The 23,194-nt window shown below is 60.0% G+C and carries 20 protein-coding genes; 8 read left to right on the top strand and 12 right to left on the bottom strand.

Annotated features, from left to right (window positions below):
• Positions 1-5 precede the first annotated feature (5 nt).
• From PspR84_RS10640 to PspR84_RS10620, 5 genes are all read right to left on the bottom strand, one after another.
• Positions 6-1,844: an amidohydrolase gene (locus PspR84_RS10640; protein WP_160057209.1), complete on the bottom strand. Its 1,839-nt coding sequence runs from the start codon at positions 1,842-1,844 to the stop codon at positions 6-8.
• Positions 1,845-1,887: 43 nt separating this feature from the next.
• Entirely contained in the window at positions 1,888-2,514 is a 627-nt protein-coding gene (locus tag PspR84_RS10635) for an antibiotic biosynthesis monooxygenase (RefSeq protein WP_160057208.1), read from the bottom strand.
• Positions 2,507-2,923: a DoxX family protein gene (locus PspR84_RS10630; RefSeq protein ID WP_160057207.1), complete on the bottom strand. Its 417-nt coding sequence runs from the start codon at positions 2,921-2,923 to the stop codon at positions 2,507-2,509. The genes PspR84_RS10635 and PspR84_RS10630 overlap by 8 nt, the downstream gene beginning before the upstream one ends.
• Positions 2,924-3,020: 97 nt before the next feature.
• Positions 3,021-4,769: a hypothetical protein gene (locus PspR84_RS10625; protein WP_160057206.1), complete on the bottom strand. Its 1,749-nt coding sequence runs from the start codon at positions 4,767-4,769 to the stop codon at positions 3,021-3,023.
• A 111-nt stretch (positions 4,770-4,880) separates the two neighbouring features.
• On the bottom strand, positions 4,881-5,804 hold the full coding sequence (locus PspR84_RS10620; protein WP_160057205.1) for a LysR family transcriptional regulator: 924 nt from the start codon (positions 5,802-5,804) through the stop codon (positions 4,881-4,883).
• A gap of 211 nt (positions 5,805-6,015) precedes the next feature.
• Here PspR84_RS10620 and PspR84_RS10615 point away from each other — a divergent pair, with 211 nt between their 5' ends.
• Positions 6,016-6,447: an AraC family transcriptional regulator gene (locus PspR84_RS10615; RefSeq protein ID WP_160057204.1), complete on the top strand. Its 432-nt coding sequence runs from the start codon at positions 6,016-6,018 to the stop codon at positions 6,445-6,447.
• A gap of 125 nt (positions 6,448-6,572) precedes the next feature.
• On the top strand, positions 6,573-9,461 hold the full coding sequence (locus PspR84_RS10610) for a winged helix-turn-helix domain-containing protein (protein ID WP_160057203.1): 2,889 nt from the start codon (positions 6,573-6,575) through the stop codon (positions 9,459-9,461).
• Here the strand turns inward: PspR84_RS10610 and PspR84_RS10605 are convergent.
• Together PspR84_RS10605 and PspR84_RS10600 are read right to left on the bottom strand one after the other, a co-directional pair.
• Positions 9,438-10,895 (bottom strand): winged helix-turn-helix domain-containing protein, encoded by a 1,458-nt coding sequence (locus PspR84_RS10605; protein ID WP_160057202.1) that lies wholly within the window; start codon positions 10,893-10,895, stop codon positions 9,438-9,440. The genes PspR84_RS10610 and PspR84_RS10605 overlap by 24 nt on opposite strands.
• Positions 10,896-10,985: 90 nt before the next feature.
• On the bottom strand, positions 10,986-11,936 hold the full coding sequence (locus PspR84_RS10600; protein ID WP_160057201.1) for a GlxA family transcriptional regulator: 951 nt from the start codon (positions 11,934-11,936) through the stop codon (positions 10,986-10,988).
• A gap of 214 nt (positions 11,937-12,150) precedes the next feature.
• On the opposite strand from PspR84_RS10600, the gene PspR84_RS10595 reads away from it, so the two are divergent.
• Positions 12,151-12,873, top strand: coding sequence for a pirin family protein (locus PspR84_RS10595; RefSeq protein ID WP_160057200.1), 723 nt, complete (start codon positions 12,151-12,153; stop codon positions 12,871-12,873).
• Positions 12,874-12,922: 49 nt separating this feature from the next.
• Here the strand turns inward: PspR84_RS10595 and PspR84_RS10590 are convergent, their stop codons facing one another.
• Positions 12,923-13,318, bottom strand: coding sequence for a hypothetical protein (locus tag PspR84_RS10590; RefSeq protein ID WP_160057199.1), 396 nt, complete (start codon positions 13,316-13,318; stop codon positions 12,923-12,925).
• A gap of 249 nt (positions 13,319-13,567) precedes the next feature.
• Complete coding sequence (locus PspR84_RS10585) at positions 13,568-14,443, bottom strand: LysR family transcriptional regulator (RefSeq protein ID WP_160057198.1); 876 nt, start codon at positions 14,441-14,443, stop codon at positions 13,568-13,570.
• Positions 14,444-14,554: 111 nt separating this feature from the next.
• On the opposite strand from PspR84_RS10585, the gene PspR84_RS10580 reads away from it, so the two are divergent.
• From PspR84_RS10580 to PspR84_RS10570, 3 genes are all read left to right on the top strand, one after another.
• Positions 14,555-15,754, top strand: a complete 1,200-nt coding sequence (locus PspR84_RS10580; protein WP_160057197.1) for a YbfB/YjiJ family MFS transporter — start codon at positions 14,555-14,557, stop codon at positions 15,752-15,754.
• 60 nt (positions 15,755-15,814) lie between these two features.
• A complete protein-coding gene (locus tag PspR84_RS10575) occupies positions 15,815-16,813 on the top strand; it encodes an NAD(P)H-quinone oxidoreductase (protein ID WP_160057196.1) in 999 nt (332 codons plus the stop codon).
• Between the two features lie 112 nt (positions 16,814-16,925).
• Complete coding sequence (locus PspR84_RS10570; protein ID WP_160057195.1) at positions 16,926-17,870, top strand: alpha/beta fold hydrolase; 945 nt, start codon at positions 16,926-16,928, stop codon at positions 17,868-17,870.
• Here PspR84_RS10570 and PspR84_RS10565 read toward each other — a convergent pair.
• Entirely contained in the window at positions 17,867-19,678 is a 1,812-nt protein-coding gene (locus PspR84_RS10565; protein ID WP_160057194.1) for an ABC transporter ATP-binding protein, read from the bottom strand. The genes PspR84_RS10570 and PspR84_RS10565 overlap by 4 nt on opposite strands.
• Before the next feature lie 223 nt (positions 19,679-19,901).
• On the opposite strand from PspR84_RS10565, the gene PspR84_RS10560 reads away from it, so the two are divergent.
• Entirely contained in the window at positions 19,902-20,315 is a 414-nt protein-coding gene (locus tag PspR84_RS10560; protein WP_160057193.1) for a VOC family protein, read from the top strand.
• 57 nt (positions 20,316-20,372) lie between these two features.
• Here the strand turns inward: PspR84_RS10560 and PspR84_RS10555 are convergent, their stop codons facing one another.
• Positions 20,373-20,702: a hypothetical protein gene (locus tag PspR84_RS10555; protein WP_160057192.1), complete on the bottom strand. Its 330-nt coding sequence runs from the start codon at positions 20,700-20,702 to the stop codon at positions 20,373-20,375.
• A 378-nt stretch (positions 20,703-21,080) separates the two neighbouring features.
• Here PspR84_RS10555 and PspR84_RS10550 point away from each other — a divergent pair, with 378 nt between their 5' ends.
• Positions 21,081-21,359: a hypothetical protein gene (locus tag PspR84_RS10550; RefSeq protein WP_160060068.1), complete on the top strand. Its 279-nt coding sequence runs from the start codon at positions 21,081-21,083 to the stop codon at positions 21,357-21,359.
• Between the two features lie 8 nt (positions 21,360-21,367).
• On the opposite strand, the gene PspR84_RS10545 is transcribed toward PspR84_RS10550, so the two are convergent.
• Entirely contained in the window at positions 21,368-23,185 is a 1,818-nt protein-coding gene (locus PspR84_RS10545) for a glycoside hydrolase family 28 protein (protein WP_160057191.1), read from the bottom strand.
• Positions 23,186-23,194: the final 9 nt, after the last annotated feature.

Raw genomic sequence — 23,194 nt, 5'->3', positions numbered from 1 at the left:
GGAAATCAGAAAGCGAAGCAGGAACAGCCGAACGCACCCCAGAAACCGGCGAAGTCGCTGACCGGCGCGTTCGACATCCGCGCCTTTTCATGGCTGTGGGTATGCACCGCGCACGGGCCGCTGCACTGGTGGACCTGCGCCTGCAATGTCGAATTCGGCCGCCAGTGGCCTGGGACTTTCACCACCGGTGACCAGTCCGGCAGCACCGGAATCGAGCGTGGGCCGAGGTCTTCAAAGTCGCCGGCGGCGTAGACAATTTTGCCGCCAACCACGGTCATTACCGACTCGATCCACTTGATCGCCTCTTCCTCGACATGGAAGAAGTCCGCGCTCAGCGCCGCCAGATCCGCCAGTTGCCCGACCTTGATCTGGCCTTTCTTGCCCTGCTCCGAGGAGAACCAGGCGCTGCCGTGGGTGAACAGTTCCAGCGCCGTGGTGCGCGGCAGACCTTCTTCGTACAAGGCCAGACCGCCGACGGTGCGGCCGCTGACCATCCAGTACAGCGAGGTCCACGGGTTGTAGCTCGACACCCGCGTTGCATCGGTGCCCGCACCGACCGGCACACCTTCGGCGAGCATGCGCTTGATCGGCGGAGTCGCTTCGGCGGCTTGCTTGCCGTAGCGGTCGACAAAGTACTCGCCCTGGAACGCCATGCGATCCTGGATCGCAATGCCGCCGCCCAACGCTTTCACCCGCTCGATGTTCTGCGGGGTGATGGTTTCGGCGTGGTCGAAGAACCACGGCAGACCGTTGAACGGAATGTCACGGTTAACCTTCTCGAACACGTCGAGCATACGGCTGATCGATTCGTTGTAGGTCGCGTGCAAACGGAACGGCCAGCGCTGCTCGACCAGGTGGCGCACCACCGGCTCCAGCTCTTCTTCCATGGTTTGCGGCAGATCGGGGCGCGGTTCGAGGAAGTCTTCGAAGTCCGCTGCGGAGAACACCAGCATCTCGCCGGCGCCGTTGTGGCGCAGGAAGTCGTCGCCCTGGTGCAACTTGACGCTGCCGGTCCAGTTCTGGAAATCGCTCAGCTCTTCTTTTGGCTTCTGGGTGAACAGGTTGTAAGCGATGCGCACGGTCAACTGGTCGTCTTTGGCCAGTTGCTCGATCACCTGATAATCGTCGGGGTAGTTCTGGAAACCACCGCCGGCATCGATCGCGCTGGTCAGGCCGAGACGATTGAGTTCGCGCATGAACTGGCGAGTCGAGTTGACCTGATATTCCAGCGGCAGCTTCGGCCCCTTGGCCAGCGTCGAGTAGAGGATCATCGCGTTCGGCCGCGCGACCAGCATGCCAGTCGGGTTGCCATTGCTGTCACGGACGATCTCGCCACCCGGCGGGTTCGGCGTGTCACGGGTGTAACCGGCCACGCGCAGCGCGGCGCGGTTGAGCAGCGCGCGGTCATACAGGTGCAGGATAAACACCGGGGTGTCCGGCGCGGCCTGGTTGATCTCTTCGAGGGTCGGCATGCGTTTTTCGGCGAACTGGAATTCGTTCCAGCCACCGACCACGCGCACCCATTGCGGAGTCGGTGTGCGATCGGCCTGATCCTTGAGCATGCGCAGCGCATCGGCCAGCGACGGTACGCCTTCCCAGCGCAGTTCGAGGTTGTAGTTCAAACCGCCACGGATCAGGTGCAAGTGCGAGTCGTTGAGACCCGGAATAACGCAGCGACCATGCATATCGACCACTTGCGTGTTCGGCCCGCGCAGGGCCATCGCTTGATTGTCGTTGCCAACAACCACGAAGCGGCCATCGGTGATTGCCACGGCACTGGCCAGCGGTTTGGTGCGGTCAACGGTGTGAAATTGACCATTGAACAGAATCAGATCGGCGCTCATCGCAGTTCCTCAAGCAAAGTGAAAAGGAGCGAACCTCGCGCGCTCAGCGTGGCGAGGTTTCTTGGGAATCGAGGTGTTCATGGGCCTGGCTGGCTTCGAGCCACGGCGTAAACAAACGGGTGACCGGCGGCATCACCACGTACACCACCGACAGGACGATGGTCAGGGTGATCAGGAACGTGGCGACCACGTAATTGGAAAGCAGCGGATGCAACGCCAACAGCGGCCCCCAGATCAGCGGCACCAGCAAGGTGTGCGGCAGAATCACCAGCAGCGTGATGACGGCTTGTTTCCAGCGCGGCGGTGGCGTAGCGGCGTCGGCCAGCGGCGTAAACCAGAATTCCTTGATCGGCGCGACTTCGGTCTGATCGCCATCAGCCAGCATTGGCGCGGCTTCGGCGACCAGTGCCTGACGCTGCGGCGACTCCAGCCAGCCTTGCATCGCTTCGGTGGTGCTGAAGCGCAGCACGCAAGTGTAGAAATCGAGACGGCCGCGCTTGCCGCGCACCACGTCCACACCCAAATGCCCCTCACGCTGCCCCGCCACGCGGACGATATTGCGCAGCCAGGCCTCGTACGCCGACTCGAAACCGGCCTTGACCCGGTGCTTGATGATCAGCGTGACCGTCTCATCGGCCCCCGGTGTTTGTGGATTGAGGACTTCAGGCATAACGCAGCACTCCGGGCAAACGAACAGGAATCACCAGCCGTCCCGGCCCGGCGATCAACACAGTGGTAAACACGATCAACAGCAACCAGCCGAACTGCCCCTCGGCCACACTCCATTGCGGATGCACGACCAGCAACGCCACCAGCAGCACAAAGAGAATAGGCACGCACGCCAATCGTGCCAGTAACCCGGCGACGATCAGTAGTGGGCAGAGGACTTCGGCGAAGATCGCCAGGATCAAAGTGAGGTGAGATCCGAGATGGAACGGGTCTTCGATCAGTTGCAGTTGCGCGGTGAAATCCAGCAGCTTGGGCAAGCCGTGGACCCAGAGCAAAAACAACCCGCCGCTGACCCGCAGGAACAGCAAACCGATGTCGCGCGACCGTTCTTCTCGTTGCGAAGCGTTCATGACCCCACCCTTGTAATGTCATTGGCCTGAATCATGCCAATGATGGGTGGGGGGAAATTGCACGGATGTGCTCAGTTGCGATGGCGGTTACACGAGTTCAAGGCACCGCGCGAATAGTGTATTCACGTGTCTGAAAAACCGTCGCGGTATCCGGGTTCGCCACCTTGTCCAGATTGACACTGAAATAAATGAACAGCCTGCTGCCATCAATCAGCAACCTCAGGTAATTGGCAGAAACACTGGGGCTGTAAGCACTGTTCGTAATCCAACTTCGATGCACCGCGTGACTGGTGCCGATCCACATCTGGAGATCGTGCTGTCCCAAATCGCTTTGCCCTTCAAATCTGAGCCAGACCGGTTGATTCACAGAAATATGCGGCCAAAGACCAAACAACATCCTCCCGCCGGACTGGACATCTTTCAGATCGAGAATATCCGTGCCGTTGGCCTGAGTGATCACGGGGGCCAGGAGTCGATCCCTCGAAATCGGCAACACGTTGAGGCGCAAAGGTTCTGAGGTCACCTGAGCAGAAGCACCTCGGGTATAGGTAAAACTCACCTGCATTATTTTTCCAATGCTGAATGCCACCAGCCGTGGGGGCAAAGGAATCCTTATCGGCCTTGTGGTACCGGCCTCAACCGGCGTAGTTGTATGTGAACCTGCAGGAAGAGTGCCGTCAGCGGCTGTCACCGTCACTGAAACCATATCGGTGGGTTGCAGGTCGAGATACAACAACGCAGTCAGGGTCGTTATTGCTCTCAGCGGATCAAGGTTGATGTTACCGGGGGCCTCGACAATGGTCAGCACCGAGCTTTGCATCAAGACGTTGATTCGCCATGGATTTGAGACGCTCCCGCTACCATCGGCCAACCTCACCGTAAATTCATGCGATCCTGGTGTCAGGTCAGTCGCAACGTACTGCCAGTTACCATCAACAACATCGGCCGTGTCGAGCCTGGTCGCGCCATCGAACACAGCCACTGTGTCGCTAGCGCTGCCGCTCAGCGTGACAGTGGAGTATCGGGTGTCCGCGCCATTGAGTATCTCGCCTCCATCAGGATCGGTGACTGACGATATCCTCGGCCCGCTGGGGGCTCCTGTCAGTACGATGTAGTTTCGATGTGCAAATGGCTGTGAGAGGAGCGGATCCTGACTGCCTTGCAGCCCGGCCATGAAGCTCAGCGACAGCACGCTGCGATTCTGCAGACGTTGCAGTGGTGCAGCGGGGAAGTTCTGCTCGAAGAAACCGAAGCGGTTGAATTCGTCATCGACCACATTGTCCGGCGCTTGCCAGTACGTCGCCTCGAAATCACTGCCATCGGCATTTGTGCCTTTGAGCTTTAGCCAGAAGGGATTGCCGCGCCTGCCCAGTAGCCACGCATTTATACGCAAGGTGAACTCAGACAGGCTGCTGACATTCAGCTCACTTCCCTGACCGTCGTTGTCGGCCTGTCGGATAAATGGCCGAGGCAGATTCAACTGATTGATGCGTGTTATGTAAAGCGGCAAAGGCTGTGAAGTAACAGGCGGTTCTGAGCCACGATAAACCGTGTAAGTGACGATGACGGTTCGCTCGAAGTTGAAAACCACCAAGAGGTTATCAATATGGGTCTGGAAAGGTCGGGAAAATCCGCCGATCGGAATACGCGGTGAAGTGTAGGACCCAGGTCCTGGCGTACCCGCCCACGTGATCGTGAGACTGTCTCCTGCCTGCCAATCGAAGTCGATTTTTACCGTCAGGTTGTACCGAGCGGCTTCCGGGTCCAACAAACCGTCAGGGCGACTTTCTATGATTGAGAGCGGCGGAAGACTGCTGCTGTCCAGCGCGGGTGTCAGCGTGTCCATGTTCACGTCCTTTTTGGCTACCTTTCGACATCGGCCAATCAGACATCGGAACACGGTGATGCGCCACTGTCAGAACTAACAGGTCAAGCCCTGTTTCAGACGAATGGACACTCACGTCAGGGGAATATCCAGCGGCGCCGCCATGAACTGGCTGATTCGTGAGCGCAACCATTTCTCCGCCGGATCGTTGTCATGCACCCCGCTCCAGGCCATCGACAATTGCGCCGCATCAATCGGCAACGGTGGATCTTCGGCGCGCAACGCACACCCTTCCACCAGCGCGCAGGCGGCGTAATCGGGCACGGTGGCGATCATTTCGGTGCCGGCCAGCAAGGCGCGCAAGCCGCTGAATTGCGGCACGCCGAGGACGACCCGGCGGCTGCGTCCGACCTTGGCCAGGTCCATGTCGATGTTGCCGCTCAAGTCGCCGGAGAACGACACCATCGCATGCGGGCGCTCGCAGTATTCGTCGAGGGTCAGCGGCCCCGGACGGTCGTCGCCGCGCAGGACCTTGCAGGGAATGTCGCGCAGTTTTTTGCGCTTGGCGTTGGCCGGCAACTCAGTGGTGTAACTGACGCCGACGGAGATTTCTCCAGAGGCCAACAGTGCCGGCATCAGCAGGTAATTGGCGCGGCGCACCACCACGACAATCCCCGGCGCCTCTTGCTGAAGCTGGCGCAGCAACGGCGGAAACAGGCCAAACTCGGCATCGTCCGACAAACCGATGCGGAACACGTCGCAACTGCTCGCCGGTTCGAACTCCTTGGCCCGGCTGACCGCGCCGGAGATGACGTCCATCGCCGGTTGCAGCTCCTTGAGAATTGCCAGCGCTCGCGCGGTCGGCTCCATGCCGCGACCGTTGCGCAGCAGTAATGGATCGTCGAACAGATCGCGCAAACGCCCCAGCGCAGCGCTGACGGCCGGCTGGCCCATGAACAGTTTTTCGGCGACGCGGGTCAGGTTCTTTTCGAACATCAGCGCTTCGAAAATCACCAGCAGGTTCATGTCAACGCGACGCAGGTCGTTACGGTTCATGGGCACGGGTTCCTTATAGCCAGCCAGACGCAAGTGCTACGCACTTTACGCGATCAACGAGACTTTTAGCGCCGTTTCGCAGCGAAATTAACAACGATTAACTCGTCAGTCCCCCGCCCTCGCCCAACAATGAATCCCTCTGCGCAGCGTTGCTTTTTTGACCTGAGGGGATGCGCCGACCGTGCATTCCCCATCGACACGGACTTTGGCCATGGCTCATTTACAGCACAGCGTCGCCCTCGCCCCTGCCAACGAACCACGCAAGACCGGGATCGGCGGGCTCAGTCCGCAGCGCGAACGACAGGTCAAACAACTGATCCTCGAACGTCTGGGCGAAAGCCTTGAGGTCACCGAACTGGCCCGCGCCTGTTCGCTGTCGCGCAGCCATTTTTCCCGTGCCTTCAAATGCAGCACAGGGCTGTCGCCGCAGGACTGGATTCGCACCCAGCGCCTCGCGCGGGCCAAGCTGCTGATCCGCCACACCGACCTGAGCCTGACGCAAATCAGCCTGGAGTGCGGGTTCTGCGATCAGGCGCACTTCTGCCATATGTTTACCCGCAGCGAAGGCATCAATCCGTTTGCCTGGCGCTGCCAGATCACGAGAGAACCCAAAGCCCACCCTTCACAGCCCGCCGCGTTTTGATCGCGACGCCCGTTGCACTGAAGCTAAAACCTGAGGATTATGCCGGGACACCCCGGAATAGAAGGCCTGCGCACGCGCCCGGCACTACTCCGCCCTGTCCGCCGCAGCACCGCAGGAGTGAGCTGTTGAGTCTTTCCCCGAATCAGGCCCTCGGTTTTGGCCCCTATCGGATACATCCCGGACAACGGCGGGTGCTCGAAGGCGAGCAGCCGTTGCGCCTCGGTCGACGGGCGATGGACATCCTCCTGATTCTGCTGGCCCATGCCGGCGAAGTGGTGAGCAAGCAGCAATTGATGGCCGGGGTCTGGCCGGACAGCGTGGTCGAAGACATTAACCTGCGGGTGCACATGGCGGCGCTGCGCAAGGCGCTCGGTGACGGTCAGGCCGGCCAGCGCTACATCATCACCGTGGCGCAACGCGGTTACAGTTTTGTCGCACCGGTTTTACTGCAATCCATGGAGGAGCGTCCTGTGGGCGATGCTGGCGGTCGGCACAATCTGCCCTTGCGGCGCACGCGGATGATCGGCCGCCAACCGCTGGTCGACAGCTTGATGAGGCAGTTGCCGCGCCGACGCTGCATCACCCTGGTCGGCCCTGGCGGGATCGGCAAGACCACCGTGGCCCTGCGCGTGGCCGAGCAGTTGATCGGGCACTATCGCGATGGCATTCGTCTCGTGGATCTGGCACCTCTGAGCGATCCCCAACTGATCTGTTCACACCTGGCCGCCCTGCTTGATCTGGCGCTTCTCGAAGGCGACCCGCAGACAGCACTGGTCAAAGGCCTGCAACAGCGGCGGATGCTGTTGCTGCTCGACAACTGCGAGCATTTGATTGATGCCGTTGCGGCGCTCAGTGAACGCATTCTGCGCGGGGCGCCGCACGTGCATATCCTCGCCACCAGCCGCGAAAGTCTGCGGGCCGAAGGCGAATACGTGCAGCGTCTGGACTCCCTCGAATACCCGCCGATGACAGCGACGCTGGATCGTGAGCAAACGCTGAATTTCTCGGCGCTGCAGTTGTTCGTCGAACGAGCGACGGCCGCGCAGGAAAGCTTCGAACTGAGCGATGCACAGTTGCCGCAAGCGATCGAGATCTGCCACCGACTCGACGGTATTCCACTGGCGCTGGAACTGGCCGCAGCGCAGGTCGCCGAACTGGGTCTGGACGGTCTGTTGAGTCAGTTACAGGGCCGCTTGCCGCCGCTGGCAGCGGGCAATCAACACAGTCTTGAGCGCCATCTCACCCTGCGCGCCACGCTGGACTGGAGTTTCAATCTGCTCGACCGTTGCGAACAAACCTGCCTGCGCCGTTTGGGCGTGTTTCGAGGGGGTTTCACCTTGGAGTCCGCGGCGGCCGTTATCGTCGGCCAACATATCGACCCCAGCATGGTATTTGTATCGATCAGCCAACTGGTGGCGAAATCCCTGCTCAGCGTCGAGGTCGGTGACGAACAGGTGTTCTATCGCCTGCTCGACACGACGCGCCGCTACGCCCTGGAAAAACTCGATCACGCCACCGAATGCGAAGAAACCCGCGAACGCCATGCCGAACGCTGTCTGGCGTTGATGCAGCAGGCGCAGAACGATTGGGAAAATACCCCAACGCTGTTGTGGATCGATCGCTACGCCCGAGGACTGGAAGATCTGCGCGCGGCACTGGACTGGAGCCTGAACGGCGTCGGCCCCGCAGGTTTGGGGATTCGCCTGACGGCAGCCTCGGCGCCCCTGTGGCAAGAGTTGTCGCTACTCAAGGAATACGGCAGCTATGTACGCCGGGCGCTGGGCCTGCTTGATGAACTCGGCGAACCCTGTCTGCGCCTGAAAGTTGCGCTGAAACTGGCTCTTGGCAGCGCCTGCTACCACACATGGGGCGGCACTGCAGAAACCATCGAAGCCTTCGTCGATGCCCGCCGGTTGGCGCACGAAAACGATGATGTCGCCGGGCAGTTGCGCGCGGTGTCCGGGCACATGGCGGTCAACCTCAGTTGCGGACACTACCGCATGGCGCTGGCACAGAGCGAGCACTTCGACCGCCTCGGCCTGCACGGCGACCCGCTGTTGTCACTGAGTACCCACCGCTTGCGCGTATTGGCCCTGCATTATGCCGGCGATCAATTGCAGGCGCGCATTCACGCCGAACAGGTACTCCAGCGCATGGCGCACAGCGGCCATGTCAACCGCTTCACTCATGGCTTTGGCGTGCAATACGACCAGAGCGTCGCGTCGCTGACGGTGCTGGCGCGGGTCTTATGGATGCAAGGTCTGCCGGAACAAGCCTGGCGCACGGCGCGGCAGGCCCTGAACATTGCCGTACAGATCGACCATGGCACCTCGATTTGCTACACCCTCGCGCTGGCGAGTTGCCTGATCGCCCATTACAACGGCGATGAGCAAAACGCCCGGGCGCTGTTGCAGTTACTGCTCGAGCAGTCGCAGAAACATTCGGTGCTGCTGTTCAACACGTGGGCGCGGCACTACGCGCAGGTGCTCAATGCGCCCAACATCACGCCAGTGCCGAAGGACAGTAGCGGGCTGATTCGGGAAATCATGGTCACGCTGGATGGCCGTTTTGTGGATGACGCGCTGGTTGAGCGGGCGTTGAGTGGTGATGCGGGGTGGAGCACGGCGGAGATTCTACGGGTGCGGGCGGATGCCTTATTGAATGGAGAGATGGTTTGTCTGGGTGGCCCTCTTCGCGAGCAGGCTCGCTCCCACAGGGATTTTGGGTGTAGTCAGACCCCATGTGGGAGCAAGCCTGCTCGCGAAGGGGCCATTCAGGAAGCCGAAGCACTCCTGCAACAGTCCCTGACCATCGCTCGCACCCAAGGCGCGCTCGCCTGGGAACTGCGCAGCGCTACTTCATTGGCGCAACTCTGGCAGCGCCAAATGCGCTATCGCGAGGCGCTGGATTTGCTCAGTCCGATCTATCAACGCTTCACTGAGGGCTACGCGACCCCGGATCTGCGCAAGGTGCACTTGCTGATCGACGAATTACGCGAGTGCGTGCACTCCTGAGGCCAGACGAATCCGCTTGATGTAACGTGCATGCCGGCGTTCAAGATCAATTCCTTCACCGCTGCGCTCAAGTTGCTCGCGGGCATAGCATCGGATGGTATTGAACATCCGGTACCGGCCTGAAGTGCCGCCCCGCTCCACCGTCAACAATGACTTTTGCGCCAGGCCGTCGATGATCGCGGAAAGCCTCTGCGGAGCCAGTTGCGGGCAACTGATCACCGCCAGCGCCGCCTCCAGCGTAAACGCCAGTTTGAACACCGATACGCGTTGTAGCACACGTTGTTCCTGCTCACTCAAGCGCTGATAGCTCCAGTCGAGCGCCGCCTGCATGGATTGGTGCCGTGGCACAGCCGTGCGCCGCCCATGGCTGAGCACTTGCAGACCGATGGCCATTTGCGCCTGCAAGCCGACCAACGCCAGTGCATCGATCTGCGCCGCAGCCAATTCGATTGCCAGCGGCAAACCGTCGAGTTGCCGACAGATCTCGACCACGACTTTGACGTCCTGCTCGCGCAGGCTGAAATCATGCTGTCGCGCCCGAGCCCGGCTGACAAACAACTGCACCGCAGAATGGCCCATGGCTTCAGTGATGCAATCAGCCGCCGAGCGTTTCGGGATGGCCAGCGGTGGCACACACTGCTGGGTTTCCAGACTGACCTGCAAGGCTTCACGGCTGGAGGCGAGAATCGACAGCCGAGGCGCCACTTCAAGCAACGTTTCAACCGCTGCTCTGCAAGCGTCGCGGCGCTGGTCACAGTTATCCAGCAGCAACAAGGCATGGCGAGTCGAGAGCCCGGTCAAATCGCTGTCCAGGGTGCGCAGCACATGATCGAGCAGCGACGTCTCGCCATCGATCAAGCTCAGATCGATCTGCCACACGCCGTCCCTGTAGTACTGCAACAGCAGTTCCGCAACCCGCAGCGCCACCGTTGACTTACCGACGCCAGGCGCTCCCGTCACGGTCATCAGCCGATACAGCGGCATTTTCCGCACCAGCCCACCGACCAATGAGTCGCGTCCGGCAACCGGGGTCAGTCGCGCAGGCAAATTATGCTGGGGCGTTTGCAGACCCTCGAAGACCACTTGCGCGGCGCTGTCGCAACGCACCGGGGCAATAAAGCTGTATCCACATTGCGGCACGTTGACGATGTAGCGCTGACCGTTTTCGCCGTCACCCAAGGCCCGCCGGAGCGCAGCGATGTGCACGCGCAGGTTGATCTCCTCGACCACCGACGTCGGCCATACCAGAGCAATCAATTGCTCCTTCCTGACCACTCGACCGGCACGCTCGACCAGCACTTGCAGAATGTCCAGAGCGCGCCCGCCCATACGCAAGGGCCGATCTCCATCGAGTATCAGCCGTTGCCGCAGGTGGAACGCGTAAGGGCCGAAACGCAGCACCGACGCCGTGTTCAAATCATTGAGGCTATCCATGCCAACTATCTTGGCAGCCTCAGATGACGCGACAACCGCTAGACGAGGCGCAGCACGGACATCCGGGTGCGCCAGACGGACACAAGCGCTCTAGCTGAACTGTTCGCGGTACTGCGCAGGGGTCAGGCCGAGCTTTTCAGCGAACAATGAACGCATGTGCCGCACACTGCCGAAACCACTTTTGTAAGCCACGGTTTTAAGCGGCAGATCGCTGGTTTCGAGCAGATTTCGCGCGCAGTCGATGCGCGCACTTTGCAGAAACTCCATCGGCGTCATATTGATTTCGCGGGTGAACACGCGTGCAAAGTGCCGCGCACTCATGTTGGCAATGGCGGCCATGCGTTCGACCGTGAACGCTTCGTCGAGGTGCTCCAGCACGTAGCTTTGCGCGCGGGTGATCGGCGTTTCCTGCGGTGCCACAGCGGCCATCAGCGGACTGAACTGGGCCTGCCCGCCCTGCCGTTTCATCACCACCAGCAGGACTTTGGCGACATCCTGGGCGAGTTTCTTCCCGTGATCGCGGGCGATGACAGCGAGCGCCATATCGATTCCGGCCGTGACACCGCCCGAGGTGATCAGATTGCGATCTTCGACATAGATCTGATCCGTGGTGACATGGGCCTTCGGGAACCCCTTGATCAGACGTTCGGTGTAGTTCCAGTGGGTGGTCACCCGGTAGCCATCCAGCAACCCGGCATGCCCGAGCACGAAGGCGCCGGTGCAGATCGAACCGTAATGTTCGACGCGCTGAACAGCACCTTTGAGCCAGGCGAACAACGACGGAAATTGTTGGTTGTAGGCACCCGGACCGCCCGGCACCAACAGCAGATCATAATGTTCGGTGTTGTCGTCAATGGTCGCATCGGCATGCACCAACACGCCATTGGATGCCCGAAGTGGGCCACGCTCGGTGCCAAGCGTGACCAATTGATAATGCGCTTCGGCTTTCAGGTAGCGGTTGGCAACCGAAAAAACCTCCAATGGCCCGGCCATATCGAGCAGGAGAAAGTCGGGGAACAGCACCATTGCCACGGTTTTCATGGGCAGACATCACTTAAATCAGGGAGACATGAGACAGGCCAGACATTATGGCCAAGTGCGGCACTCCGGGCATAAAAGTTTGTGTGAACAGCATCGCACAACTGTCAACCTGATCAGGACAGTCTTTCAATTTTCATCTACTTATTGCGCCGAACAGTAACCAGTAACCTTCTCCTCACTCGGACGAATTCACGTCCTGCAAGGAGATTTCATCATGCTGACCCTTCGCAAAGCCTCCGATCGTGGCCTCGCCAATCATGGCTGGTTGAAGTCCTTTCACACATTTTCCTTCGCCAGCTATCGTGACCCACGTGAACAGGGTTTTTCCGACCTTCTGGTGATTAACGACGACCGCGTTGCCGCCGGTAAAGGCTTCGGCCAGCACCCGCATCGCGACATGGAGATCTTTTCCTACGTGCTGGAAGGTGCGCTGGAACACAAGGACACGCTGGGTACCGGCTCGGTCATCCGCCCGGGTGACGTGCAATTGATGAGCGCTGGCAGCGGCGTGGCGCACAGTGAGTTCAACCATTCGGCGAGCAAACCGGTGCACTTCCTGCAGATCTGGATTGTGCCGGAGGTTGCCGGCGCCAAACCGCGCTACCAACAGGAGCATTTCAGCGCCGAGAAAAAACGCGGTCGCCTCCAGTTGATCATTTCGCCGGACGGCAAGCACGGTTCGCTCAAGGTGCGTCAGGATGCACGGGTCTTCGCCGGGCTGTTCGACGGCAAGGAAAGCGCCACGCTGGAACTGGCGGCCAACCGCTATGCCTATGTGCATGTCGCACGTGGCAGCGTTGAACTCAACGGCCAGTCACTGCGCGAAGGTGACGGCGTGCGGATTCGCGAGGAACAGTTGCTGACTTTGAGCAACGGTGTCGATGCCGAAGTGCTGGTATTCGACCTGCGGCCGCAGGAATTGCCAGAGATGCCATAACGCGGTGTTTCAATGCTCACGAAAAACGGCCTTCTTTGAAGGCCGTTTTCTATTGTGCTGATTCGGGTGCTTGTTGCGAAGCAGGTCTTGGTGCGCCTATATCTTTACCTGCCTGGATCGCAGCGAGTGTCGTCTGCAAGGTGGTTAACACCGCTGCCTGATTGGCGAAGTGCGCCCCCACGACGACGGTGATCATTCCAAGGAAATGGACGGCTGTCGTCGCCCAGTAATGCGCCTTCACTGTCGAGGCTTGTTTGATGGCTTCTTTTGAGTCTTCGGCGATTTTTTGTACACCGTCCCACATCAGATCGTATCGTTTGTCCCTCTCCGCCTGAGTCAAAAGATAAGCATCGATTTTTGCCGACACACCCTCGAACCGAGCATCCATCCTCGTCTCAATGGTCTCGATCCTGGCATTGAACTCTTCACGGCTTATAGCGTTCATGGTTTGAGTATTCCGACCTTTACTCGATAGGTCACTGACTGGATTTTGACTGAATTCCGTGGTTCTCAATTCGGCACCTTCCTGGGTTTACCAATACCTTCCCTGGTATCAACATCAGTGCGAGTCCTGCGCCCCTCACCGACATGCCGAAACAATAGGCCCCATCCAACAGGCTCACAAGCCGGGAGATTCTGCCTCTGGTGTAGGCCGTTTCGTCAGAGGTTGTAGCCCTGCCAAAACAGCATCTACCTACTCATTCTCCGACGCGAACACGTCGACAATCTGCTCAATCACCGCCCTCACCCGCGCGGTATGGCGCAGGTCCGCGTGGGTTACCAGCCATACCTCATAGGGCAATGGCGTGGTGCGCTCCGGCCAAAGCCTGATCAGGCCATCGCGCTCGCCCATGTACACCGGGATTTCTCCTACACCCAACCCTACTGCAATCGAACGACGGACGAGCAAACTGGAACTGAGGCTGGCGACTATCCGGCCGCGGCTCAGCGGTTCCGATACCAGGGTCAGGTCCTTTTTGCTTTGCAGATACGGTTGATAGACCACCAGATCATGCCCTTCGAACGCCGTGCCCGGCGGCGGCACGCCATTGGCGTCTATATACGCTTGGGAAGCAAACAGCCCCACCGGCCATCGAGCAATTCGCCGAGCGATCAGATCCGGATTGTCCGGTCGGGTGTTGCGCACGGCGATATCCGCCTCGCGCTTGGCCAGGCTGAGGATTTGCGTGGACGCATCCAGTTGCACCCGCACTTCCGGGTGCTGCTCGTGCAAACGGGCGATCGCCGGAATCAGGAAATCGATGGCCAGCGAATCCGTGGTGCTGACGCGCACCGTGCCGGTCAGGCGATCGTCCAGGCCTTGAATCTGCCGCTCCAGCTCCAGTGCCGAATGCTCCATCTTCTCCACGCTTTTGAGCGCCGCTTCGCCGACGGCCGTCAACGCGTAGCCGTCGGAGGTGCGCAAAAACAACGTCGCACCCAGGGACTTTTCCAGCGCCGTGATCCGCCGCCCGACGGTTGCCTGATCTACCCCCAGAATCCGTGCGGCCCCGCGCAGCGTCGACTCGCGGCAAACGGCGAGAAATACCCGTGCGTCATCCCAATTCATGCTGCCTCCGTATGATGCAAATACGCATCAGCGTGCCGCTTAATCGCTGCATTAACGCAGCAAAGATAGCCGATATGCTGAACGCCATAAACCTTCCGCGAGATCGCTATCATGCGCACTTCAACCTCCACCGGTATCTGGCTGCCGATCTTCGCCGGCCTCTGCGCCAGCCTGGTCAGCATCGGACTGGCACGTTTCGCTTACACGCCGTTGATTCCTGCGCTGATTGAAGCGCAGTGGTTCAGCGCCGATGATGTGGTCTACCTCGGTGCGGCCAATCTGGTCGGCTATCTGATCGGCGCCCTGCTCGGCCGGCCGACAGCGCGCCAGTTCGGCAATAAAAATGCCTTGCGCTTGATGATGCTGATCGTCACCGCCGCATTTTTTGCCTGTGCATTTCCCTTGTCGGTGAGCTGGTTCTTCGGCTGGCGGCTGCTGTCGGGGATTGCCGGTGGCGCGATCATGGTGTTGGTTGCGGCGACGGTATTGCCGCATGTTCCAGCCGCACGCAAAGGGTTGGCCAGTGGTGCGATTTTTCTCGGCATCGGTCTCGGCATTGCCGGCTCCGGGACGCTGGTGCCGCCGCTGTTGAGCCTGGGTTTGCAGGCGACTTGGCTGGGCCTGGGCGCATTGGCCCTGTTGCTGACTGCGCTGAGCTGGTTCGGCTGGCCGTCCAATTTTGCGCACCCGGTGGCTGCGCACGAAACGGCGTCCGTTGAACCGACGCCGCGCGCGGTCTACGTGCTGTTCGCCCAATATGCCTTTATGGCCGCCGGTCTGGTGCCGGCGATGGTGTTTCTGGTGGATTACGTGGCGCGTGGACTCGGCGCCGGCGCGCATATCGGTGCGCTGGTATGGGTGATGTATGGCTTGGGTGCGATTGTCGGGCCAGTGACTTATGGCTTTCTCGCCGATCAGTTGGGTGCACGGTCGAGCATTCGTCTGGTGCTGGTAGTGCAGGCGATTACCCTCGGACTGCTGGCGATCTCCCACTCGTTTCTGGCGTTGGCGTTGCTGGCGGTGATTCTCGGTTCATTTCCGCCCGGCATCGTGCCGCTGGCGCTGGCCCGGGTGCATGAACTGGTGCCGGAGCACCATCGCCAGCAAATCGCCTGGAGCCGCGCCACGGTGTCGTTCGCCACGTTTCAGGCGTTGGCCGGATTTGCCTATTCGGCGCTGTTCAATGCCAGCGGCGGCCACCACGCGTTGTTGTTCGTTATTGCCGCTGGTGCGATCGTCGTGGCGTTGCTGCTGGAGCAGGCCATGAAATGGCTGCCCGCCCCGGTTGAGCCGCGCTGCTGCGCAAATTGAAGGGAATCATTGCCTGCCCGGCAGGCTCCCACCTACACAACTCAAGCCAAGAGAAACGATATGTCCCTGCCCAATGAAATGACCCGAATCGAAATTACCGAACCCGGAGGCCCCGAAGTCTTGCAACCGCGACGCGTGCCGCTGCCGGTCGCGGCACAAGGCGAAGTGCTGATCCGCGTACACGCCGCCGGGATCAACCGGCCGGACGCCTTGCAGCGTGCCGGTAAATACCCGATGAAACCCGGCATGAACCCGATCCCCGGGCTGGAGGTTGCCGGCGAAGTCGTTGCACTCGGGGCGGGTGTCAGTCAATTCGCCGTGGGCGACAAAGTCTGCGCGTTGACCAATGGCGGCGGTTATGCCGAATACTGCGCCGTACCGGCCGGCCAAACCCTGCCGATTCCTGATGGCGTGGACTGGGTCCAGGCGGCCGCGATCCCGGAAACGTTCTTCACCGTGTGGGCCAACCTGTTCGGCCTTGGCGGCGCCAGCCGTGGTCAACGCGCGCTGATTCACGGTGGCACCAGCGGTATAGGCACTACTGCGCTGATGCTTTGCCGCGAGTTCGGTATAGAAGCGTTTGCCACCGCCGGCAGCCCGGACAAATGCGCGGCAATTCGCGATCTGGGTGGCGAAGCGATCAATTACCGCGATGAGAAATTCGCACAGGTCATCGCCGATAAAACTGCTGGCCAAGGTGTGAATGTGATCCTCGACATCATGGGAGGCTCGTATCTCAACGATAACGTCAGCGCCCTGGCGATGGATGGCCGTCTGGTCATGCTCGGTTTCCTTGGCGGCGCACGGGCCAATGACTTTGATCTGCTGGCGATGATGGCCAAACGCGCGGTCATTACCGGATCTCTCCTTCGCGCCCGCACCGCTGCCGAAAAAGCCGCGATTGCCGATCAACTGCGTGAGCACGTATGGCCGGCACTGTCTGCCGGGCGCTGCCTGCCGATGATCGACAAGGTTTATTCACTCAACGACGCGGCTCAGGCCCACGCGCACATGGAGGCTGGCGACCATATCGGCAAGATCGTTCTGCAGGTCGTGTGAGTCCTTGCAGCATTTGGTAATCGTTGCGCCGGGGCGGTGGTCGAAAAATTCACGCGCAGGCCGAGCCATCTGGTAAAAAGCGTTCTTTGGCTGCGCCTTGGTGAAACGTTTAATGTTCCAGTCCTTCATGACGCGTCTACGACGCCGCCGTTTGGCGTTCGCCTGCATGGCCGCGCTGATTATCGGCGTGCCGGCGAGTTGTGGTGTGCTGCAACACACCGAGCGCAAATTGCTGTTTCGCATTGAGCCGGGCACCGCCGGCTGGTATCACGGCTTGCCCGGCAGCGTGCAGGAACTCGACCTGCAACCGAAGAGTTTCAAGGCCGGGCAGAACATTCATGCCTGGTGGTGGCCGGCGGAAAAGGCCAGTGCGCCGGCCATTCTTTATTTGCACGGCGTACGCTGGAACCTCACCGGGCAACTGTTCCGCATCGAACAATTGCGCGCGGCGGGTTATTCGGTGCTGGCCATCGACTACCGTGGTTTTGGCAAGAGCCACGGTGATCTGCCGTCGGAAAGCAGTGTTTACGAAGATGCGCGAGTAGCGTGGGAGCGCTTCAAGCTGCTGCAACCGGATCCGGCCAAACGCCTGATCTACGGGCACTCCCTGGGCGGCGCCGTGGCGATCGATCTGGCGGCGGAACTCGGGCAAACAGCCGCCCGCGATCATTCCGCACTGCCAGTGCGCGGACTGGTGATCGAGTCCACCTTCACCACGCTGGCGGATGTCGCCGCGTCCGTGGCCAACACTTCACTGCCGGTACGATGGCTGCTGTCGCAGAAATTCGATTCGATCGACAAGATCGCCGACATTCACATGCCGCTGCTGGTGGTGCACGGTCTGGCTGACGCTTTCGTGCCACCACGTTTCAGTGAGCAATTGTTCAACGCCGCGCAACAACCCAAACGCCTGTTGCTGGTGCCTGGCGCGACGCACAACAACAGCATGGCGCTCGGCGGGCAGAATTACCGCAAGGCGCTCGACAGCCTGATGCAGAGCAAGCCCGTCCCTAGGGTGGCCGGGCCGACAACCGTGCGCAGCGGACGGGACACTTAACGGTAGCCGCGCGCCTGCAAATCAAACAGTTGCGCGTAATGCCCGGCAGCGGCTATCAGTTGATCGTGGCCGCCCTGCTCGAGGATTTGGCCTTGTTGCAGCACGATGATGTGGTCGGCATTGCGCACGCTGGAAAAGCGATGGGAAATCAGCAAGGTCATGCGCCCTTCGCTGTGCTGGCTGAAATGCTCGAACACCGCGGCTTCAGCTGCCGGGTCGAGCGCCGAAGTCGGCTCATCAAGGATCAGAATGTCGGCCTCACGGCGCATGTACGCGCGGGACAAGGCAATCTTCTGCCACTGCCCGCCAGACAATTCCTGGCCACCGGCAAACCAGCGTCCCAACTGCGTGGCATAGCCCTTGTCCAGTCCTTCGATAAAGGGCGCCGCCATGCCTTGGGCAGCCGCCTCTTTCCATCGTTGCGAATCGTTGAACGCCAAGGTGTCGCCGACGCCGATGTTTTCGCCGACGCTGAACTGGTAGCGAATATAGTCCTGGAAAATTACGCCAATACGCCGACGCAATGCGGTCTCCTGCCAATCCTGCAAATCGCTGCCGTCGAGCAGAATGCGCCCTTGATCAGGGCGGTAGAGCCGGGTCAGTAACTTGATCAGCGTGGTCTTGCCAGAACCGTTCTCGCCGACCAGCGCCATGCTCTGGCCTGGCATCAGTTGCAGGTCAATGTTTTCCAGTGCTGGCCGACTGGCACCGGGATAACGGAAACCGACGTTTTCGAAACGCAAACCATCGCCCGGGCACGCTCCAACCGTCAGGTGGCCGGTATCCGCCTGCACCGGTTCGGCCAGGTATTCATAAAGACTGGTCAGATAGAGGCCGTCTTCGTACAGGCCACTGATCGCACTCAAACTGCTGCTCACCGCACTTTGGCCTTGCTTGAACAGCACCAGATACATGGTCATCTGGCCGAGGCTGATCTGGCCATGCACGGCATCGATCACCACCCAGGCATAGGCCACGTAAAATGCCGCAGTACCGAGCAGGCCGAGGCCGAAACCCCAGCCATCGCGCCGCAGTGTCAAACGCCGGTCTTCGGCATACAGCCTGGCGAACGTGTCGCGGTAGCGTTGCAGCAACAACGGTGCAAAGCCGAACAGCTTGACCTCTTTGATATAGGTTTCGTGGGACAGCAAGGTTTCGATGTAATTCTGCTGCCGACTCTCCGGCGCGCGGCGGGTGAACAACCGAAAGGCGTCACCGGAAAAATGCGCCTCGGCAAAGAACACCGGCAACGCACCGACCACCAGCAGCACCAGCGCCCAAGGGGAAAAGTGCACCAGCAGCACACCGAAGCTGATCAGCATGATCAGGTTCTGAATCAAGCCCAACGACTTCATGACCAGCGCCAGTGGCCGGGTCGACGCTTCGCGACGCACGCGCACGAGTTTGTCGTAGAACTCGGAGTTCTCGAACTGCACCAGTGACAGGGTCTGCGCTTTTTCCAGGATCAGCGTATTGACCTTCTGCCCCAGTTGCACCCGCAACAACGACTGCTGCACCGACAGTGCCCGTTGTGTACCGGACAACAGCGCCAACACCCCGGCCTCCAACAACACATAACGCAACACCGGCCACAGCGGCGCACTGCCGTGTTGCGCGTGCAACTGCATCGCCGCCACCACGGCATCGACAATCTGCTGCCCCAACCATGCCGCCAGTGCCGGCAGCAACCCGGCCACCAACGTTGCCAGCACCAGCCCCAGAAACAAGCCTCGCGAGGTCCCCCAAACCAGCCGCAAGGCTCGCAGCGCCTGATCGAAAAAAGAGGTGAAACGCGATAGATCAGGCATGGGGCATTGGACTCGGCAGGCGATGGCGGTGCGTTATGGTACTCCAGCGCTACGACTGAACTTCAAACGACGAGCGCGTTATTGTCGACGCGCTTTTCAGAACAAAAACATCTGGAAGACTCAGGCCTTTCCGGCGTCCAACGCTCTGCTATGTTTTAACCGCCCTACGCGGAACCCGGCGCCCCCCCGCCACGCTCCGCGCCTGACTGCCGGGAGCAGAGACATGAGAATCGACCCGTACCTGATCTTCAATGGTGACTGCCGTGAGGCCTTCACCTTTTACGAGCAAGCTTTGCAAGGGAAGCTTGAGGCGATGATGACGTTCGGCGAAACACCTGCCGCCGAACATGTGCCCAGAGAGCATCACTCTCTGATCATCCACACCTGTTTGAAAGTGGGTGATCAGATGATCATGGCCTCGGACACCACGCCCGACCGCCCGACTCAGGGCATGAGCGGCTGCTCGATTTCACTGAATGTCGACAGCATTGCTGAAGCCGAGCAGGTGTTTAACGCTCTGGCCAAGGACGGTCGCGTCGATATGCCGCTGGAAGCGACCTTCTGGGCGGTGCGCTTCGGCATGCTGGTGGATCGTTTTGGCGTATCGTGGATGGTCAATTGCGAGAGCGAAAAGTAACCCTGACATTTCCTCAGGCATGAAAAAGCCCAACCTGAAAAGATTGGGCTTTCTACGTTATCGCTGGGCCAGTTCGTGGCGTACGCATTGTTCGTAATACGTCTGTTTGACCGCCGCAGGCTTGAGCTTCGACGTGCTGTTGTAGGTTTGCTCGGTAATCCCCATCGCGGTCATGCGCATCCACGGTTGCTGGAACCGGCGCACCTGCAATTGTTTGCGTGCGCCGTACAGCGAGACGCCCGCCAACTTCGATTGCTGGGCACCGGCAGCAATGTCCGAGCCCCAGGTGCAGGCAAAGCGATGGCTTTTACTCAGCTCTTTCGCCTGCACTCCCACCGCGAAAACAGCCAGGGAAAGCGTTGCAACGGTGATGACAATCGTCCGCATAAGCCAACCTAACCTTCTGAAAAAAGGCGATTTTGCCGGGGAAGCAAAAATCCGGGGGCCAGCAATTTGCCGCCTTTCGCGATTTTTTACGGACGTAAAAAAGGCAGTGGGGTTTCCTGATGAAATCCCACCGCCCCTAGGCTGACTATCAATTGGCGCTGACCTCAACACGCAATCGACCCGCGCCCTCCACCCGACAATCGATGCGATCCGGCAAAAACACCTCGCTCACTCGGCCGGTTCGGGCTTGAGTGGAGCCAGATCGTCGACCTCGCGTGATGCGAACAGCAGCGACTGACCGCCCGTCCAGCAGCGGGCACCTTCGCTTGCCGGGCGCCTCCAATGATCACCATCCGCCTCGACCGGAAGACGACCATCATGAACAGCAAAATTGCAGCGATCACCTTGGCCAGCCTGCTCGCGGCCTGCCCGCTTTTCGCCTCGGCAGCCGCTAAGACGGCTGACGAGTCTGCCGCGCCGCCCACCGCGCTTCCCGGCGTGAATCAAGCCGGCAAAGCTCAATCCAACGCAGACAAGGCCGACAAGAAAGGTGAAGAGGCGTCGGGCTCGAACTCCGGCGCCGAGTCGCATGAAACGGCAAAAGATGCAGCCACTTCAAGCGACTCGGAAGACCTCGGTAAATCGCCGAAACCTTGATCAGGGTTCTACGGTGGTGGTGGCTGCACATCCTTGAACGTCAGCCCGACACTCCCGGTGACTTGCCACGGGTTGGCAGCACCGTACTCGCTGAACGACACATGGTCGAACAGCGAATCCTTCAACCCGTCGATCTGCGCCTGTGCCGGACCACTGAAGCGCACGCGCTCGAACACCAATCCCTGATGCCAGGCATTGTGCTGACTGTCGCCCTTGACCTCGATCGCTTTGCCCTGGGCATTTTCGATGCTCACGTCGGCGATGCGGATATCACGGAATTGCCCGGGAATGGTTGAGCGCTGGTAATCCAGCTTGGCATTCGGATCGTTGTAGTCGAGGGTAAAAATGAACGCCTGCTTGAGCGTATTGCGGATCGCCGAGTCGCGGAAGATCACGTTACGCGCGCCGCCGCCCATGAAGTTGGTGCTCTTCATGCGCAGGCCGGCATCGGTGCCATCGGAAACGTTGTCTTCGGCGAGGATGTTTTGAATCCACGCGCCGGTATGGCTGCCGGCAACCACCATGCCGTGACCCTTGCGAAAGTAGTTATTGAAGATCCAGGCATCTTCCTGCGGCTTTTGCTGCACGGCATCCGCCCCGGTACCCGCAGCAAAATTGACGCAGTCATCGCCGGTATCAAAGAAGTTGTTGAAGACCATTGCGCCCTTGCTGTTGGCGAATTCGATGCCGTCGCCGTTATTGGCGTCGTAGGTTTTATGCGTGGTGTTGGCCAGCACTACGTTTTCGGTTTCCAGGTTCATGATTCCGTGGAAGGCCGGGTTCACCACGGTGAAACCGCCGTAGAACACGTTTTTGACGTTGCGCAGGGTGATCAGCGACGAGCGCATCTGCCCGTAGGCGTCCTTGACGTTCATGCCGCGCGCCACCGCTTGCTCGACTTGCGCCTTGGCCAGAATGCCGTCCTGCTGGTAGCGGGTGTTGTCGCTGGGCAGGTAGAACGGCAATGGCTGACCGCGTTCGTCGACGACATCAGCGCGGCGTTTCCAGCCGTTGCCGTCAATCGTGCCTTTGCCGACGATACGGATGTTTTCGAACGACTGGTGCTGCCGCGGATCGCGCGGCAAGGCGTTGATCAGCGACGCCGGGCGCACGGTGCTCGAATACGGATACTGGATGTAGCCAGCCAACGGATAGTCTTCGGCACGCTCGGAACCCAACAGCGTTGCACCCTCGGCGATTTCCACGGTGATGTTGCTCTTCAGGTAAAGCGCCCCGCTTTTATAGGTGCCCTTGGGCAACCATACTTTGCAGCCGGGGGTGCAGGCGTCGATGGCGTTCTGTATCGCCAAAGTATCGAGGCTTTTGCCGTCACCCTTGGCCCCATATTTCCTCACATCGAACACGGCGGCGACCTTGCTCGTCCGTTGTACAACGGCCGGACTGTCGGCCGACTCTGTGCCATCGGTGCCCACCGAACGCACGGTGAATCGATAGGCCGTATCCGCTTTCAAGCCTTGCGCGGTGTAACTGTGAATGCCAATGCGATGATGAAAACCGGCAACATCCTGTTCGTAGAATCGATCAATGTAAGGTTTGGCCGGCGAGACGCGGTAATTGTTGGCGTTGCTGCCGCCCAGCAACACACCGTTGGCGTAGACCCGGTAGTCGCTGATATCGGCGTGATCGGCGGGCTTCTCCCAGACCAGGATGATCTGCTGATCATCGTAGGCCAGCGTCGGCACCTGCAGTTTTACCGGCGCCTCCAGCGCCCACGACGGCACACTGCAAACCAGCGTCAACGTGGCTGCCAGCGACAAGGCCAAAGGCTTTTTGCGCTGCGTCGGAACAACATATCGATAAGGCATGAGCACTCC

The organism is Pseudomonas sp. R84, assembly GCF_009834515.1.
Taxonomy (GTDB): Bacteria; Pseudomonadota; Gammaproteobacteria; order Pseudomonadales; family Pseudomonadaceae; genus Aquipseudomonas.
This window is presented reverse-complemented; position numbering and strand designations above follow the sequence as displayed.